This is a genomic window from Mycobacterium sp. 20KCMC460, from assembly GCF_022179425.1.
In the GTDB taxonomy this organism is placed as follows: domain Bacteria; phylum Actinomycetota; class Actinomycetes; order Mycobacteriales; family Mycobacteriaceae; genus Mycobacterium; species Mycobacterium kiyosense.
On sequence record NZ_AP025524.1, the window covers coordinates 4,145,676 to 4,161,429 of the forward strand.

Below are 15,754 nucleotides of genomic sequence, written 5' to 3' on the forward strand. Positions count from 1 at the left end.
ATGGGCGCGTTGGCCCGCCGTTTCACCGCGTGCTACGGCGCTGATCCGTTGCACCTGCTGGGCACCGTCGCCGCCTCGGCGCTGGCCGGCTATGCCGTCACCGTGCTGGGCCCGGAGGCGCTGTGGAATCCCAGGGTCTGGTGGCAGTCGATCGGGGTTTGGTTCCTGGCCGCGGTGATCGCGCACGACCTGGTGCTGTTCCCGCTGTATGCCCTGGCCGACCGCTCCCTGGTGCGGGCCCTGAGCGCCCTGCGTGGGCGCCGCACTACGGGGATGCCGGGGGTGTCCCCGCTGAATTATCTGCGGGTTCCGACGCTGGCGACGGGTTTGTCGCTACTGCTGTTCTTTCCCGGGATTTTCCGGCAGGGGCACGCCAGCTACATGGCGGCTACCGGGCAGACGCAGGAACCGTTCCTGGCTCGCTGGCTGCTGCTGGTCGCGGCGCTGTACGGCCTCAGCGCGGTTGCCTACGCCGCCCGCCTTGCTGCGGCCCGGCACTGCGAACGCTCGCCCGGCACCGGCGGGCGGGGGCAACCGCAGCTCCCGGACGGGCCGCGGTGAAGATCGGATGCCGCGACGCGGTCGCGGTGTCCGTCGGCGCCGCGCTGGTGGTGGCGGCGTTCGTGGTGCCGCACCTGCATCTGGGCGTGGTGACGCCGCTCATCCGCAGCACGCCGCAGGCCATCCACGACTTGGCCGACACCGCACCGATTTTCGGCTGGTGGGACGCACACGTCGGGTGGGGCAGCATCGCCGCCGTCGTCATCGGAATCTGCGCGGTGGTCTGGGGACCGGGTCTCTCCCGGCAACTGTCCTGGCGGGTCCTGACGTTGGTGACGTGGGCGACGTCGGCCGGGTGGGCGTTTGCGCTGGCGATGGTCGACGGCTGGCAACTGGGGTTCGCCGGCCGGCTCGTGGCCCGCCACGAGTACCTGCGGCAGGTGCCGACGATCACCGACATCCCCGAGATGCTGCGCAGCTTCGCGGGCCGCATCCTCGACTTCCAGCACGACTCGTGGATCACCCATGTGTCCGGGCATCCGCCCGGTGCCCTGTTGACGTTCGTGTGGCTGGACCGGCTCGGACTGGGGGGCGGCGCGTGGGCAGGCGCGTTCTGCCTGCTGGTGGGCTCGAGCGCGGCCACCGCGGTGATCGTCGCGGTGCGGGCGGTGGCCGACGAAACCACCGCCCGGCTGGCCGCGCCGTTCGTCGCGGTCGCACCGACCGCGATCTGGATCGCCGTCTCCGCGGACGGCTACTTCGCCGGCGCCGCCGCGTGGGGTATCGCGCTGCTGGCGCTGGCAGCAAACCGGGTTGCGCACCGGCCGATCCTGGTTGCGGCCGGCGCCGGCCTGCTGCTCGGCTGGGCGGTTTTCTTGAACTACGGGCTCGTCTTGATGGGTCTGCCCGCGCTCGCTGTCCTGCTAGCCGTCCGAAAGCCCCGAGCGACGCTGACCACGATGGCGGTCGCGCTGCCCGCTGCGGCGGCCGTGGCGGCGACGTTCGGTTGGGCGGGATTTTGCTGGTTTGACGGTTACACCCTTGTGCAGCAACGCTATTGGCAGGGCATTGCAGCGATCCGGCCGTTCCAGTACTGGGGCTGGGCCAATTTCGCCTCGGTCGTCTGTGCGATCGGATTGGGTAGTGTCGCGGGCTTGAGCCGGGTTTTCGACGTCGCCGCAATCCGCCGTCGCTCCGGCCTGCACCTGCTGCTGCTCGCCGTGCTGGTGGCGATCCTGTGCGCCGACCTGACCATGCTCAGCAAAGCCGAGACGGAGCGCATCTGGCTGCCGTTCACGGTGTGGTTGACCGCGGCCGGAGCGCTGCTACCTCGCTCGTCGCAGCGCTGGTGGCTGGCGGTCAATGTGGTCGGCGCGCTCGCGATCAACCACTTGATCCTGACGAACTGGTGACCGCTGGCGCGGGAACTGCTCCCCCGGAAGGACTCGAACCTTCAACCCTTCGGTTAACAGCCGAATGCTCTGCCAGTTGAGCTACAGGGGACTATCAGTCCAACGAATGCTGGGTGCTGATCGCGGGACGACTCTAGCGTACTGGCGCCCACTCCCCAACCGGCGGCCCCGACAGATCGCGAGGTTTACCGGGCATTGCGGCCCGCCCACGGTTCGGGCGCGCCGAACATCGGCCCGATGAGGCAGGATGGACCTATTCGCACGTCTTCTCGGAGGGATCGCTTTGATCGGGTATGTCGCCGTGTTGGGGGTGGGCTACGTGCTGGGCACGAAGGCCGGACGTCGCCGCTACGAGCAGATCGCCGGCACTTATCGCGCCGTCACCGGCAGCCCGGTGACCAGATCGCTGATCGAAGGGGGCCGACGCAAGATCGCCAACCGGATCTCCCCCGACACCGGGTTCGTGACGCTGACCCAGATCGATGCACAGACTTCCGTCGTCGAACGAGCGGCCGAGCCGCAGGTGGACGATCTCGAACCGGAGGTGCAACCCCAAGTCACGCGGTGAGATCGTCGCCGCTGGCCTGCTCCAGCAGGCTGCGGCGATACGCCTCCATCGCGACCAGGTCGCCGAACAGTGCGTGGTATTCCTCGCCTTGTTCGATCGGCGACATGCGCTGCAGCTTCGACTTCACCTCGGCGATCTGCCGGCCCATCCAGACCTCCTGCAGCCGGGCCAGCACGCCGCCGATATACCGGGGCAACTGCTCATCCTCGGCGCGGATCACCTCGACACCCAGCTCGGTGACCAGACCGGCGGTCAAGCCCGAGTTGGTGTGCTGACGCACCATGTCCAGCCATTGCGCCCCACTGACGCCGCTCGACGTCCCACCGGCCGCATCGATGGCCGCGCGCACCGCTGCGTAGCCGGGATGCGTGAAACTCTCCACGGTCAAGGTGTCGAACACCGGGCCGGCCAGCGCCGGAAATTGCAGCGCGGACTTGAGCGCCTCACGCTGCGGCCACAGCGTCGGGTCGCGCGGATCAGGTCGGGCAGCCGCCGCGGCGACACCGGTAGCGGACACCGGGGCCGGGTCCGGCACCGCTCGGCGCGACGGTTTGCTCCCCGAACCGCCCTGACCCGGACCCTTGGCAGTCTTGGCCGTGGCCCGGACCCGGTCGATCACCTGCGCGACGTCGTCCCAACCGACCCAGCCGGCGAGCTGGCGAGCGTACTCGTCGCGCAGCGTGGGGTCCTTGATCTGGCTCACCATCGGTACACAGCGGCGCAGCGCGGCCACCCGGCCCTCGGCGCTGTCCAGGTCCATCTCACCCAGCGCGGTGCGAATCGCGAACTCGAACAACGGGGTTCGCCGGGCCACCAGGTCGCGCAGCGCACCGTCACCGGCTTTGAGCCGTAAATCGCACGGGTCCATGCCGTCGGGGGCTACCGCCACAAACGACTGGCCGGCCAGTTGCTGCTCGCCGGCGAACGCCTTGAGCGCGGCCGCCTTGCCGGCCTCGTCGCCGTCGAAGACGTAGATCAGCTCTCCGCGAAAGAAGCTGTCGTCCATCATCAGCCTGCGCAGCATGGCAAGGTGCTCGTCGCCGAAGGCGGTGCCGCAGGAGGCGACCGCGGTAGTGACCCCGGCCAGGTGCATGGCCATCACGTCGGTGTAGCCCTCGACCACCACCGCTTGGTGTCCCCGGGCGATGTCGCGTTTGGCGAGGTCGATGCCGAACAGCACCGACGACTTCTTGTACAACACCGTTTCGGGGGTGTTGACGTACTTGGCTTCCATCGTGTCGTCGTCGAACAGTCGCCGGGCGCCGAACCCGATCACCTCGCCCGCAGAGCTGCGGATCGGCCACAACAGCCGCCGGTTGAACCGATCCATCGGCCCGCGACGACCTTGCCTGGAAAGACCTGCCGCTTCCAGCTCTTTGAACTCAAAGCCCTTGCGCTGCAAGTGCTTTGTCAACGTGTCCCAACCCGACGGCGCGAATCCGCAGCCGAACCGGCGGGCGGCCTCGGCATCGAAGCTGCGCTCGGTCAGGTACTGCCGGGCCGGGGCTGCCTCGTCGGATTGCAGCGCCTGAGCGTAGAACTCGGCCGCCGCGGCGTTGGCGGCGGCCAGCCTGCTGCGGCTACCGCGGTCGCGTTGCACGTTGGTGGCCGCGGCGCCGGTATAGGTAAGGGTGTGGCCGACGCGGTCGGCCAGCATCTCCACCGCCTCCACGAAGCTGACGTGCTCGATCTTCTGGATGAACGCGTACACGTCGCCACCCTCGCCACAGCCGAAGCAGTGGAAGTGGCCGTGGTTCGGACGCACGTGAAACGACGGCGATTTCTCGTTGTGAAAGGGGCACAGCCCCTTCATCGAATCGGCGCCGGCGCGCTTGAGCTGAACGTAGTCGCCGACGACATCCTCGATCCGTGCCGCTTCCCGGATGGCGGCGATGTCGCGATCGGAAATCCTGGACCGTCCGCCGGAACGGCCCCCGTCCCTGGAACCCGCCGGACTCGACACGGGCTCAGTCTAAGCCGTTGGCCTGACGGTGATCAGAGGCGATGCGCTCCAACCGGCCCTCGGTGTAGGAGGCGATCTGGTCGACGACGACGCGCAACCGGGCACCGTCGTCGGCCGCGGTGTTGAAGGCCGCGGCGAACAGCGGATCGAGCGTTTGAGGCGCGCCAGCGAGCAGCCAGTGCGCCACCCGATGAATCCGTTCGCGTTGACCGGCCTGGGTCTGCAGGTGCCTCGGGTCGGACATGATGAACTGCAGCGCCAGCATTTTCAGTAGCGCCACCTCGGCCCGGACCAGGTCCGGCACGTGCAGATCGGCCTGGTAGCGCACCAACGGGCCGGGCCCGGCCGCGGCGCGGGTGGTGGCGATCGCGGCGGTGGCGAAGCGGCCCACCAACTCGCTGGTCAGCCGCTTCAGCGCGACCGACGCCGTCAGGGTGGCGTCGAACTTTCCGACCGCGGCAACCACCGGCAGGCCCGACAATCGCCGTGCGGCCTCCGCCAAGTCGTCGGCGCTGACCCGCTGGAATTCGCTCTCCCCCAACTTGGCCAGCGCGGCGGCCTCGTCCTCGTCGGCCAGCACCCGCAGATCAATGCGTTCGGAGACCACGCCGTCCTCGACGTCGTGCACGGAGTAGGCGACGTCGTCGGCCCAATCCATCACCTGCGCTTCCAGGCAGGTGCGGCGCGGTGGCGCGCCCGCGCGGGCCCAGGCGGCAGCGGCTTGGTCCTCGGCGTAGAAACCGAACTTGCGTTCACCGCCCGCACCGCGCGGCCACGGATACTTGGTCACCGCATCCAGCGCGGCGCGGGTCAGGTTCAGCCCAGCGCTACGCCCTTGTGCGTCAAGGACTTTGGGCTCGAGGCTGGTCAGAATGCGGAAGTTCTGCGCATTGCCCTCGAAACCCCCGTAGCCGGCCGCGAACTCGTCGAGCGCCCGCTCACCGTTGTGGCCGTACGGCGGATGGCCGATGTCGTGCGCCAGACCCGCCAACTCGACGAGGTCCAGGTCGCAGCCCAAGCCGACCGCCATGCCGCGGCCGATCTGGGCAACCTCCAACGAATGCGTCAGCCGGGTGCGCGGCGTATCGCCCTCACGCGGGCCCACCACCTGAGTCTTGTCGGCCAGCCGGCGCAGCGCTGCGCTGTGCAACACCCGTGCCCGATCGCGGGCGAAGTCGGTCCGGTGCTGGCCCTCGGTGCCCGGCAGACCGGCCGTCTTCGGCCCTTCGGGGACGCGCCGCTCCCGGTCGGCGTCGCCGTAGGGGTCTTGCTGATCTGTATTCACCGCCCCACAGTCTGCCAGCGGCTGCCGTCACCGGATCGGCCGACCGAATGACGGTTGAGCCGGCGCTGTCGGGGTATCAACAGGCTCACTGGGTCGGATCCAGGGTTGACGAATTAGCGGGCGGATGTCGACGAGCTCGTTGGCGCACAGTCACCAAGCTTTGGCCTCACTCGATCTCCCGCTCCGGTGGCACGACCACCGATTGCAGGGCCGCCCGCCCGCGCAGATCCCTGAGGCCAAGTTCAGGAGTGGATTCAAAGTGGAGAAGCACGCGCACAACAGGCGCTGGACGCGCCGACTCGTGACCGCCGCGGTCGCGGCCGCCGCACTACCGGCACTCCTCGGAGTGGTGGGCAGTGAGCCGGCCGCGCGAGCGGCAGCGCCGGAGTTCCTGCAGGTCCCCTCAGCAGCGATGGGCCGCAACATCACCGTGGAGTTCCAGCAGGGCGGCGCCCCCGCGGTCTACCTGCTCGACGGGTTGCGCGCCCGCGACGATCGCAACGGCTGGGACATCGAAACGAACGCTTTCGACGAGTACCAGGGGTCCGGCATCTCGGTGGTCATGCCGGTCGGGGGACGCTCCAGCTTTTACGCCGACTGGTACGGATCGGCGAACGGGGCCACCTACAAATGGGAGACCTTCCTGACCAGCGAGCTGCCGGCATACCTGCAAGGCAAGGGTGTCCGCACCACGCGCAACGCCGTCGTGGGAGTGTCGATGTCCGGGTCATCGGCGTTGATCCTGGCGGCCTACCATCCCGGCCAATTCGCCTACGCCAGTTCGCTGTCCGCGTACCTCACGCCGTCCAGCGGCAACGGCCCCACCTTGATCAAGTTCGCGATGAACGACGAAGGCGGTTTCAATCCCGAAGACATGTGGGGCCCCTCGGGTGGACCCGGCTGGCAGCGCCACGACCCAACCGTCCAGGCCGGCCGGCTGGCGGGTAACAACACCCGCCTGTGGGTCTACAGCGGTAACGGAACCCCGTCGGAGCTGGGCCAGAACAGCTTGCCGGGCTCGGTCATCGAGCAGGTCGTGTTACAGAGCAACGTCGACTTCAAGAACGCCTACAACGCCGCCGGCGGCCACAACGCGACGTTCAACATCGACGGCAGTGGAGTACACGGTTGGGGCTACTGGAATGCACAGTTGGTGGCCATGAAGCCGGACATGCAGCGGACGCTGGGCGCCGGGGGCGGGCAGGCCTGACCCCTGTTGCGCCGCGGGAGGGGGCTGGGATGGCCTGCCGGAGCGGACCCCAGCCTCCAGCCCGCCAATGGCGCGCAGTTGCCCGAGACCACGCTCGCCGCGGCGACGGTCGGCGACGTTTAATAGCGAGATGCGCATCACCCGCCTGCTCGGCGTGTTCCTGACCGTTGTCGGCCTGGCGGCGGGGCCGCTGCTGCTGGCACCCGCCGCCGGCGCGCAGGCGCCGTTCCGATTGCCGGGCTACATCACCGACAACGCTGGCGCACTGTCCGAATCCGGCCGGGCCGCGGTGACCTCGGCCACCATCAAGCTCTACGCCGACCGGCGCATCCGGCTCTGGGTGGTCTACGTCGACACTTTCTCCGGCCAGAGCGCCGAGAACTGGGCCCAGCAGACCTACCGGGTCAGCGATCTGCACAACTACGACGCCCTGCTGGCGGTGGCCACCACCGACCGCGCCTACGCATTCCTGGTTCCCAACGGTGTGCAGGGGGTCAGCTCAAGCCAGGTCGACAACTTGCGCCGCAACCAGATCGAGCCCGCACTGGGCAACGACGATTGGAGCGGCGCGGCCGTCGCGGCGGCCAACGGACTCAACGTGACGCCCCGCTCGACCAATCCCGTCTGGGTGGTGGGAGCGCTCGCGGTCATCGCACTGCTGGTGCTGGTGCTGGTGCTGCTGATGCGCCGGCGCGCACGCCGGCGGCACGCCAACGCCCTGGCCGCGGCCCGCAGGATCGACCCCGCCGACGCGACCGCACTGGCGGCGGTGCCAGTGGACATCCTCGACGAGCTGTCCCGCGCCAAAGTGGTGGAAGTCGACAACGCCGTGCGCACCAGCGCCAACGAGCTGGCGCTGGCGATCGAAGAATTCGGCGAACAACGCACCGCACCCTTCACCCAGGCCGTGAACAACGCCAAAGCTGCTCTGTCCCAAGCGTTCACGGTGCGCCAACAGCTCGACGACAGCATTCCGGAGACGCCGGCGCAGCGGCGCGAGCTGCTCACCCGGGTGATCGTCGCGGCGGCCAACGCCGACCGCGAACTGGAGGCGCAGACCGAGGCGTTCGAGCAACTACGCGACCTGGTCATCAACGCCCCTGCCCGGCTCGATGCGCTGACCCAGCAATACGTGGAGCTCACCAGCCGTATCGACCCGGCCGCACAACACCTCGTCGAGCTGCATAAGGAATTCGGCGGGGCGGCGCTGGCCTCGGTGTCGGGCAACGTCACCACCGCCAAGGAGCGGCTGGACTTCGCCGACCGCAACATCGGCATCGCGCGCGATCTGGCCGACCGCGCAGTGAGCGGGCAGCAGTCGCCGCTGGTGGACGCGGTACGCGCCGCCGAATCCGCACTGGGACAGGCCCGTTCATTGCTGGACGCGGTGGACAGCGCGGCCGGTGACATCCGGCATGCGGTCGCCAATCTGCCGGCCCTGCTCAATGAGGTTCAGGCGGCGATCAAACGCGCCAACGAGCAGCTGCAGCACACCAAGGGCAACAGCGCCGCTCACCTCAGCGAGCTGATCGCTGCCCGCGACGCGGCGGCCCGCGCGCTGGACACCGCCGGGGGTCCCGCTGGCTCCGGGGATCCACTGAGCGCGTTCGCTCAGCTGACCAAGGCCGACGCCGAACTCAACCAGATGCTGACCACAGTGGCTCAGGAGCAGGCGAACACCGAACGACTCAACCGCTCCCTCGAGCAGGCGCTGTTCACCGCGGAGTCGCGGGTGCGGGCCGTCTCGGAGTACATCGACACCCGCCGCGGCAGTATCGGCCCCGAAGCCCGGACGCGGCTGGCCGAGGCAAAACGCCAGCTCGACGCCGCGCACGCCCGCAAGGCATCGCAGCTGACCGACGCGATCACCTACGCCAACGCCGCCTCGGCGCTGGCCGCTCAGGCGCAATCGCTGGCCAACGCCGATGTCCAGTCGGCGCAACGCGCCTACGTGCGCGGCGGGGACAGCGACACCGGCGCCGTGCTGGGCGGCATCATCATCGGCGATCTGCTCAGCGGCGGAATGCGTGGTGGGTTCGGCGGCTGGAGTCCGACGTCGTTCGGCGGCTCGTCTGGGGGTTCATCCGGCGGCGGTTTCATGGGCGGCGGCGGTCGGTTCTGAACGCGGGCGCCGCCGAGACGCTGCGCGGTAGCGACAAAAAGAACTGCGCACGTCTACCTGCTTGCCGCGGGTAGACGTGCGCAGTCGACGGCCGCGGCGGACGCACCGGCCAGCGGTGCGCCGCCCCGAACCGTACTTCTCTCAGGCCCAGCTGGACCCGACGGCGCTGTCGGTCTGCGCCATGTTGCTGCCGGCGCTCTGGACCTTCTGGCCGTGAGCGTTGGCCTGCTCGTAGATCACCTGGAAGTTGCGACCCAACTGGGTGATGAACTCCTGGCAAGCCACCGAACCGGCGCCGCCCCAGAAGTCACCGGCAGCCAGCACATCGCGAACGATGGCCTGGTGCTCGGCCTCCAGGTTGGCGGCCTGCGCGCGGATGAGCGCGCCGTGAGCGTCGACGTCGCCGAACTGGTAATTGATCGTCATCGAACCTGTTCTCCTTTGTCTGTGGAAGTTGTTGGGCTGCAGCGATTTTCGCTGCAGTCGGACTAGCTGCTCAGAATCTGCTGCGACGCCTGCTCTTGCTGCTCGTAGTTGTTGGCGTCACGGATCAGACCGTCGCGAACGCCGTGCAGCATGTTCACGATGTTGCGGAAGGCCTGGTTCATCTGGGTCATCGTGTCCATCGAGGTGGCCTCGGCCAGACCACTCCAGCCCGCGCCGGAGATGTTCTGCGAGGACGCCATCATCCGGCGAGCCTCGTCTTCCACCGTCTGAGCGTGAGTCTCGAAACGACCCGCCATCGCCCGCATCGAGTGCGGGTCGGTCATAAAGCGAGTTGCCATGTTGCATGTCTCCTTTTTGCTTACGTGGATGTGTTACTTGGATTTCTCAACCAGTTTTGATTGATGTGATCGCCGCCTTCGGGAGCTCCGAAGCGGTCAATCACCCCTAGACAACGACAGTCTTGACCCTTTCTCTCATCCGGCTGCCGGCGAATGCGGGACCACGCTGCTACCGCGTGGCATCTCGAAACGAGGTTCAGCGTTCTCCGCTTCCCACTGTTTCCACTCAGCCCACTCATCCCACTCGTCGTTGCTCGGTTCGATCGGTTCCGGATCGACCGCACCGGGCACTACGACGACGTCTTCGACACCAGCTTCAGACTCCTTCGCCCAATGGTCGTAGTCATCTGGCGGAACAGCCGTACCCCAGCTGAGCGGAACCGACAATCCGCCGAGCATGCCTGACTCGCCCCGTTTCGCCGCCACTGAGTCTGGCGGCAAGGGCGGACCAAGAGGCAAAAGCACGGTGTCCCCTTTCAGTGCCGATGTCATAACACCTTTGCTTGACGGCGAGTGCACACCACCAAGCCCTCGAATCGTAAGCCAAATTGCGCCCACAAGTGAGGTGAATCCAGGATTTTTTCTGGCAAAACTCTGCGGTGACGCTCCGGGTCGGCGGGGCCGCAGAGCGCAGCCGGGCCGGCCACCTTCCCCGACGCCCCTACTTGAGGACAGCAACTTTGCATCTTCCGGAGCCGAACCCGGATAGGCGATGCGGGTGACCCGTCGTAAAAGCGTTGGACGCCAGACACTTTCGGCTGTCCGCACCCTGTAGCAGGCAGGTGGGGGCGCGGCGCAGCCAAGCCCGCTGGGGGTGCCCCGGTGGGCTGCGTTTGCCGGGTGGGCAAGGCTTGCGGGACAACACTCGATAGCGAATCGAGGTGTTCGTTGTGGCACCCAAAAAAAGCGTTGGGCACACACCGCGGAAATTTTGGGCAGTGCGACCGGCGGGGTGGTCCAGATTCGGTTTGAATGCATCCGGTGCAACCGCGAAATCGTTGCGCCGCCGAATCGAATCGGAATCAGCGCCGTGTTGTCGCCGCGGCCGCGGGCTGTGGGTCCGCTGCTCGCATTCTGGCTGGGCGGTATGGCGGTGAGTACCGCGTTGGCTTTCGTGGAACTTCCCCTGCCGAGTCAGTTCGCGGCACCGGCCAGGACCGATCAGATCATGGCCGCGATGAATCGGTCGGCCCAGCCCGCCGGGAGCAGATCTTCGCCTGCGTCGTCACCCTGCTCGGCGCGTTCCTGATGACCCGCGGACTCGGCAGCACCTGAGCGCCGACGCGGCGTATTACTTTGCGGGACAAGCTAAAACAAAGGCGCGGGCGACGCGCACCCCTGGCGTCACCCGCTGCGGCACCCGCGCCTTTGCAGAGTCGTTATCCGACGCCGGTCCGCGGGATCACGCTGGGCCGGTTCTGCACCACGTGCGGGCTGGCGCCGCCGCGGCCCAGCGGGCCGCCGGGCATGCCCGCACCGGCGCCGCCGCCCATACCCATCGGCATCGGCATCATCGGCATGCCGCCCCCGCCCGCTGCGCCGGCGGCCTGAGCCATCTCCGCGGCGTTGGCGCCCAGGCCTGTCATCGCCGAACTGATCATTCCCTTGGGTACCGAGCCCTGCCAGGTCGGCGGCACGGACATCGCGCCGACCAGCCTTGCGTTGCCCAGACTCCCCGCCATGCCGGCGCCCAGGCCGGCACCACCGGCTCCCATGCCTTTCATCGGGTTGACGTCGCCGACGAACTTCGGCACGTCCGCCAAGTCAGCCGCGGTGGTGGCTCCGACCAGGCCGGCGGTGCCGGCGTTAGCGGTCTGTCCCAGTTGCATCATCGGACCGATCAGCATGCTGGCCGGCATCGCACCGGCCTGTGCCACCGACATCAGCGTTTCCACCGGAACGCCCGCGGCCACCGATTGCACACCTGCCACCAGCGACGACGCGCCCGCGGCAGCTTGGGTCGCCACCGGGCTCAGCGCCGCCGATGCCGAGGTCGCCAAACCGACGACGTTCGCGTTGACCGTCGAGGCCAGGCCCGCCAGGTCCAAGGGCGGCACGCTGAACGGGGTCAAACTCTCCGCCACCGCCGTGGCACCGGTGTGATAACCGAGCATGGCGGCGACATCCTGCGCCCACATCTCCACGTAGTCGAACTCAGTGGCAAAGATCGCCGGGGTGTTCAACCCCAGAAAGTTCGTCGCGATCAAGGTCGCCAATGACACCCGATTGGCTTCCACCGCCAACGGATGCACCGTCGCCGTCAGCGCCGCCTCGAACGACGTCGCCGCCGCCCGCGCCTGCAAGGCCGCCGCCGTCGCCTGTGCGGCAGCCGCGCTCAACCAGCCCACGTACGGAGTGGCCGCAGCCACCATCGCCGCCGACGCCGGACCCGCCCACGGCCCACCCGCCAACGCGGTGATCACCGAATCGAACGAACTCGCCGACCCGTACAGGTCCGCGGCCAGACTCTCCCAGGCCGCCGCCGCCACGTGCAACGGCCCCGAGCCGGCACCGGCGAAAATCCGCGCCGAGTTGATCTCCGGCGGCAACCACGCAAAGTCCAAAATCATCTACAACCCCAACCCAGCCAGCCGCGTCAACGGCGCCAACGAAGACAGATCACTGCGACTCGACACACACCAGCCCATGGCCGAATCGTAAAACAATCGGAACCAGAAATCCGGGCATTCGCAAAATAGGCTGATACCGGAGTTTTGTGAACCGAAGCGAGACAGTTACTCGTTCATCATATTCGCGCCGGAACGTGCGCCGTGCACAAATTTCGCACTAACCGACACCGGTCCGCGGAATAACGCTCGGCCGGTTCTGCAGTACGTGCGGGCTGGCGCCGCCGCGGCCCAACGGGCCGCCAGGCATGCCGCCACCGGCGCCGCCGCCCATCGGCATCGGCATCGGCATCATGCCCGTTCCGGAACCGCCGGCGGCCTGGGCCATCGCCGCCGGATTGGGCATCGCACCGAAGCCGGTCATCGCCGAGCTGGCCATGCCCTTGGGCACCGAACCCTCCCAGGCCGGCGGCACCGACATCGCGCCAACCAGGTGAGCCTTGCCCAGATCTCCGGCCATGCCCGCGCCGATTCCGGCACCGCCACCCAGTCCGCTGAGGGCTGGCGCCGTCTCTCCGACGAACTTGGGCACGTCTGCCAGGCCTTCCGTGGCACTGGCCAGGCTGGCGGCGGTACTGGTGCTGGCCGTCTGTCCGAGCTGGGTCAGCGGACCGATGAGCATGCTGGCCGGCATGGCCCCGGCCTGAACCACCGACATCAGCGTTGACACGGGTACCGCGGCGGCGAACGATTGGGCTCCCGCGACCAGCTCCGAGGCTCCTTCGGCGACACCCTGTGCCACTGGGCTCAGCGCCGCCGACGCCGACGTGGCGAACCCGACGACGTTCGCGTTGACCGTCGACGCCAGGCCCGCCAGATCGAGCGGCGGCACGCTGAACGGGGTCAAACTCTCCGCCACCGCCGTGGCACCCGAGTGATACCCCAGCATCGCGGCCACATCCTGCGCCCACATCTCCACATAATCGAACTCGTTGGCAAAGATCGCCGGCGTGTTCAACCCCAGAAAATTCGTCGCCACCAGCGTCGCCAACGACACCCGATTGGCTTCCACCGCCAACGGATGCACCGTCGCCGTCAGCGCCGCCTCGAACGACGTCGCCGCCGCCCGCGCCTGCAACGCCGCCGCCGTCGCCTGCGCCGCCGCCGCACTCAACCAGCCCACATACGGCGTCGCCGCAGCCACCATCGCCGCCGACGCCGGACCCGCCCACGGCCCACCCGCCAACGCGGTGATCACCGAATCGAACGAACTCGCCGACCCCGACAGGTCCGCGGCCAGACTCTCCCAGGCCGCCGCCGCCACATGCAACGGGCCCGAACCGGCACCGGCGAAAATCCGCGCCGAGTTGATCTCCGGCGGCAACCACGCAAAGTCCAAAATCATCGCAACCCCAACCCAGCCAGCCGCGTCAACGGCGCCAACCCGGATGTGGCGACCCGTCGCGAGAGCCAGTCCACGGGCGGATTTTAAGGCATACGTCGGCTGGTGTCTTGACTTTCGCCGGGATAGTTCCCGAGGGATTCAGGATTCTGTTCTGACCGGCGATACGCTCCGCCTACCGGGCTCCGGCAGATGCCCCGGCAGGCGCTGCAGTCCCGCCGCGGCCTGCTGCCGAGACGACAACGCCGTAACCGCGGCCGCCAACATGAACCGACACGCTTTAGAAATTGTCCGCAACGAATTCATCTCCGGCGGCCGACACGGGAAATTCATAAATTGAAATTCCCTTCCAGAAAGAAATTGCAGCGGAAGCAGCGAATCAGCTGCCCTTCAGCCGCACCGCCAGGTAATCGGCGACGCTGTCCATCGCGACCCGCTCCTGGCTCATCGCGTCGCGCTCACGGATGGTGACGGCGTTGTCCTGCAGCGAGTCGAAGTCGACGGTCACGCAGTACGGCGTACCGATCTCGTCCTGTCGGCGGTAGCGGCGGCCGATGGCGCCGGCGTCGTCGAACTCGATGTTCCAGGACTTGCGCAGCTCAGCAGCCAGGTCGCGGGCTTTGGGGCTCAGGTCGCCGTGCCGCGACAGCGGCAGCACCGCGGCCTTGACCGGCGCCAGTCGCGGATCGATCCGCAGCACGGTGCGCTTGTCCATACCGCCCTTGGCGTTCGGCGCTTCGTCTTCGGTGTAGGCGTCGATCAGGAACGCCATGAACGACCGGGTCAGGCCGGCCGCCGGTTCGATCACGTACGGCGTGTAGCGGGTGTCGCTGCCCTGGTCGTAGTACGTCAGCTCGGTACCGGAATGCTTGCTGTGCGTCGAGAGGTCGAAGTCGGTGCGGTTCGCGATGCCCTCCAGCTCGCCCCACGGGTTGCCGGCGAAGCCGAATTTGTACTCGATGTCGACGGTGCGGTCGGAGTAGTGCGACAGCTTCTCTTTCGGGTGCTCGTAGAGTCGCAGGTTCTCCGGGTCGATGCCGAGGTCGACGTACCACTGGCGGCGGGTGTCGATCCAGTACTGGTGCCACTCCCGGGCCGTCGAAGGTTCGACGAAGAACTCCATCTCCATCTGCTCGAACTCCCGGGTGCGGAAGATGAAGTTGCCCGGAGTGATCTCGTTGCGGAAGCTCTTGCCGATCTGCCCGATGCCGAACGGCGGCTTCTTGCGGGAGGTCGTCAGCACGTTGGCGAAGTTGACGAAGATGCCCTGCGCGGTCTCCGGACGCAGATAGTGCAGTCCCTCTTCGGTTTCGATGGGGCCGAGGTAGGTCTTGAGCATCATGTTGAACTCGCGCGGCTCGGTCCACTGACCCTTGGTGCCGCAGTCTGGGCAGACGATCTCGGCCATCGGCACGGCCTCGGGGTCGTCCAGGCCCTTCTTGAGGGCGTAGGCCTCCTGCATATGGTCCTGACGATGCCGCTTGTGACAGTTCAGGCACTCCACCAGCGGGTCGTGGAAGACCTCCACGTGGCCGGACGCCACCCACACCTCGCGCGGCAGGATGATCGACGAATCGAGGCCCACCACGTCGTCGCGGCCGGTGACGACCGCCCGCCACCACTGCCGTTTGATGTTCTCCTTGAGTTCCACGCCCAGCGGACCGTAGTCCCACGCCGACTTGGTGCCACCGTAGATCTCGCCGGCGGGAAAGACGAAGCCGCGCCGTTTGGCAAGGTTGACAACGGTGTCGATAACAGACGCCACGGGCCGTGGGCTCCCTTCGGAGAGTCAGCCGAACGCGGGGCCCGAGGGGGCGGCCCGCAAAACCTCAGTCATGGTAGCGACCGTTGCCACGGTCTTTGACATGCATCATCATGCATGTGACAGTGGAGGGCAGCCGCGGACGGATGTCGACGAGTCCTCGGTACACAAGCAGCA

13 protein-coding genes and 1 tRNA gene are annotated in these 15,754 nt (G+C 67.7%); 5 read left to right on the forward strand and 9 right to left on the reverse strand.

The genetic code is table 11. From position 1 onward, the window contains the following. Both MKCMC460_RS19240 and MKCMC460_RS19245 read left to right on the forward strand, forming a co-directional pair. Nucleotides 1–561 (forward strand): hypothetical protein, encoded by a 561-nt coding sequence (locus tag MKCMC460_RS19240; protein ID WP_236982231.1) that lies wholly within the window; start codon nt 1–3, stop codon nt 559–561. Beyond that, nucleotides 558–1,913, forward strand: coding sequence for a hypothetical protein (locus MKCMC460_RS19245; RefSeq protein WP_236982229.1), 1,356 nt, complete (start codon nt 558–560; stop codon nt 1,911–1,913). The genes MKCMC460_RS19240 and MKCMC460_RS19245 overlap by 4 nt, the downstream gene beginning before the upstream one ends. A gap of 18 nt (nt 1,914–1,931) precedes the next feature. Here the strand turns inward: MKCMC460_RS19245 and MKCMC460_RS19250 are convergent. After that, nucleotides 1,932–2,004 (reverse strand) — tRNA-Asn (locus tag MKCMC460_RS19250). Between the two features lie 192 nt (nt 2,005–2,196). Between MKCMC460_RS19250 and MKCMC460_RS19255 the strand changes: the two genes are divergently transcribed. Continuing rightward, a complete protein-coding gene (locus MKCMC460_RS19255; protein ID WP_236983983.1) occupies nt 2,197–2,481 on the forward strand; it encodes a hypothetical protein in 285 nt (94 codons plus the stop codon). Here the strand turns inward: MKCMC460_RS19255 and dnaG are convergent. Both dnaG and MKCMC460_RS19265 read right to left on the reverse strand, forming a co-directional pair. Further along, nucleotides 2,471–4,444, reverse strand: a complete 1,974-nt coding sequence (dnaG, locus tag MKCMC460_RS19260) for a DNA primase (protein ID WP_236982227.1) — start codon at nt 4,442–4,444, stop codon at nt 2,471–2,473. The two genes, MKCMC460_RS19255 and dnaG, sit on opposite strands and share 11 nt — an antisense overlap. Before the next feature lie 4 nt (nt 4,445–4,448). Then, complete coding sequence (locus tag MKCMC460_RS19265) at nt 4,449–5,729, reverse strand: deoxyguanosinetriphosphate triphosphohydrolase (RefSeq protein ID WP_238304707.1); 1,281 nt, start codon at nt 5,727–5,729, stop codon at nt 4,449–4,451. A gap of 259 nt (nt 5,730–5,988) precedes the next feature. Here MKCMC460_RS19265 and MKCMC460_RS19270 point away from each other — a divergent pair, with 259 nt between their 5' ends. Continuing rightward, a complete protein-coding gene (locus tag MKCMC460_RS19270; protein WP_236982225.1) occupies nt 5,989–6,939 on the forward strand; it encodes an esterase family protein in 951 nt (316 codons plus the stop codon). Between the two features lie 130 nt (nt 6,940–7,069). Beyond that, the gene (locus tag MKCMC460_RS19275; protein ID WP_238304708.1) at nt 7,070–9,061 is read left to right on the forward strand and encodes a TPM domain-containing protein; all 1,992 of its coding nucleotides are present in this window, start codon (nt 7,070–7,072) and stop codon (nt 9,059–9,061) included. A 141-nt stretch (nt 9,062–9,202) separates the two neighbouring features. Here the strand turns inward: MKCMC460_RS19275 and MKCMC460_RS19280 are convergent, their stop codons facing one another. From MKCMC460_RS19280 to MKCMC460_RS19305, 6 genes are all read right to left on the reverse strand, one after another. Then, on the reverse strand, nt 9,203–9,487 hold the full coding sequence (locus tag MKCMC460_RS19280; RefSeq protein ID WP_083111340.1) for a WXG100 family type VII secretion target: 285 nt from the start codon (nt 9,485–9,487) through the stop codon (nt 9,203–9,205). A 62-nt stretch (nt 9,488–9,549) separates the two neighbouring features. Continuing rightward, a complete protein-coding gene (locus tag MKCMC460_RS19285; protein ID WP_180913534.1) occupies nt 9,550–9,846 on the reverse strand; it encodes a WXG100 family type VII secretion target in 297 nt (98 codons plus the stop codon). A gap of 135 nt (nt 9,847–9,981) precedes the next feature. Further along, entirely contained in the window at nt 9,982–10,311 is a 330-nt protein-coding gene (locus MKCMC460_RS19290; RefSeq protein ID WP_246398070.1) for a hypothetical protein, read from the reverse strand. A gap of 914 nt (nt 10,312–11,225) precedes the next feature. Continuing rightward, entirely contained in the window at nt 11,226–12,416 is a 1,191-nt protein-coding gene (locus tag MKCMC460_RS19295; protein ID WP_236982219.1) for a PPE family protein, read from the reverse strand. A 217-nt stretch (nt 12,417–12,633) separates the two neighbouring features. Then, nucleotides 12,634–13,818 (reverse strand): PPE family protein, encoded by a 1,185-nt coding sequence (locus tag MKCMC460_RS19300; RefSeq protein ID WP_236982217.1) that lies wholly within the window; start codon nt 13,816–13,818, stop codon nt 12,634–12,636. 376 nt (nt 13,819–14,194) lie between these two features. After that, the gene (locus MKCMC460_RS19305; RefSeq protein WP_236982216.1) at nt 14,195–15,580 is read right to left on the reverse strand and encodes a glycine--tRNA ligase; all 1,386 of its coding nucleotides are present in this window, start codon (nt 15,578–15,580) and stop codon (nt 14,195–14,197) included. Nucleotides 15,581–15,754: the final 174 nt, after the last annotated feature.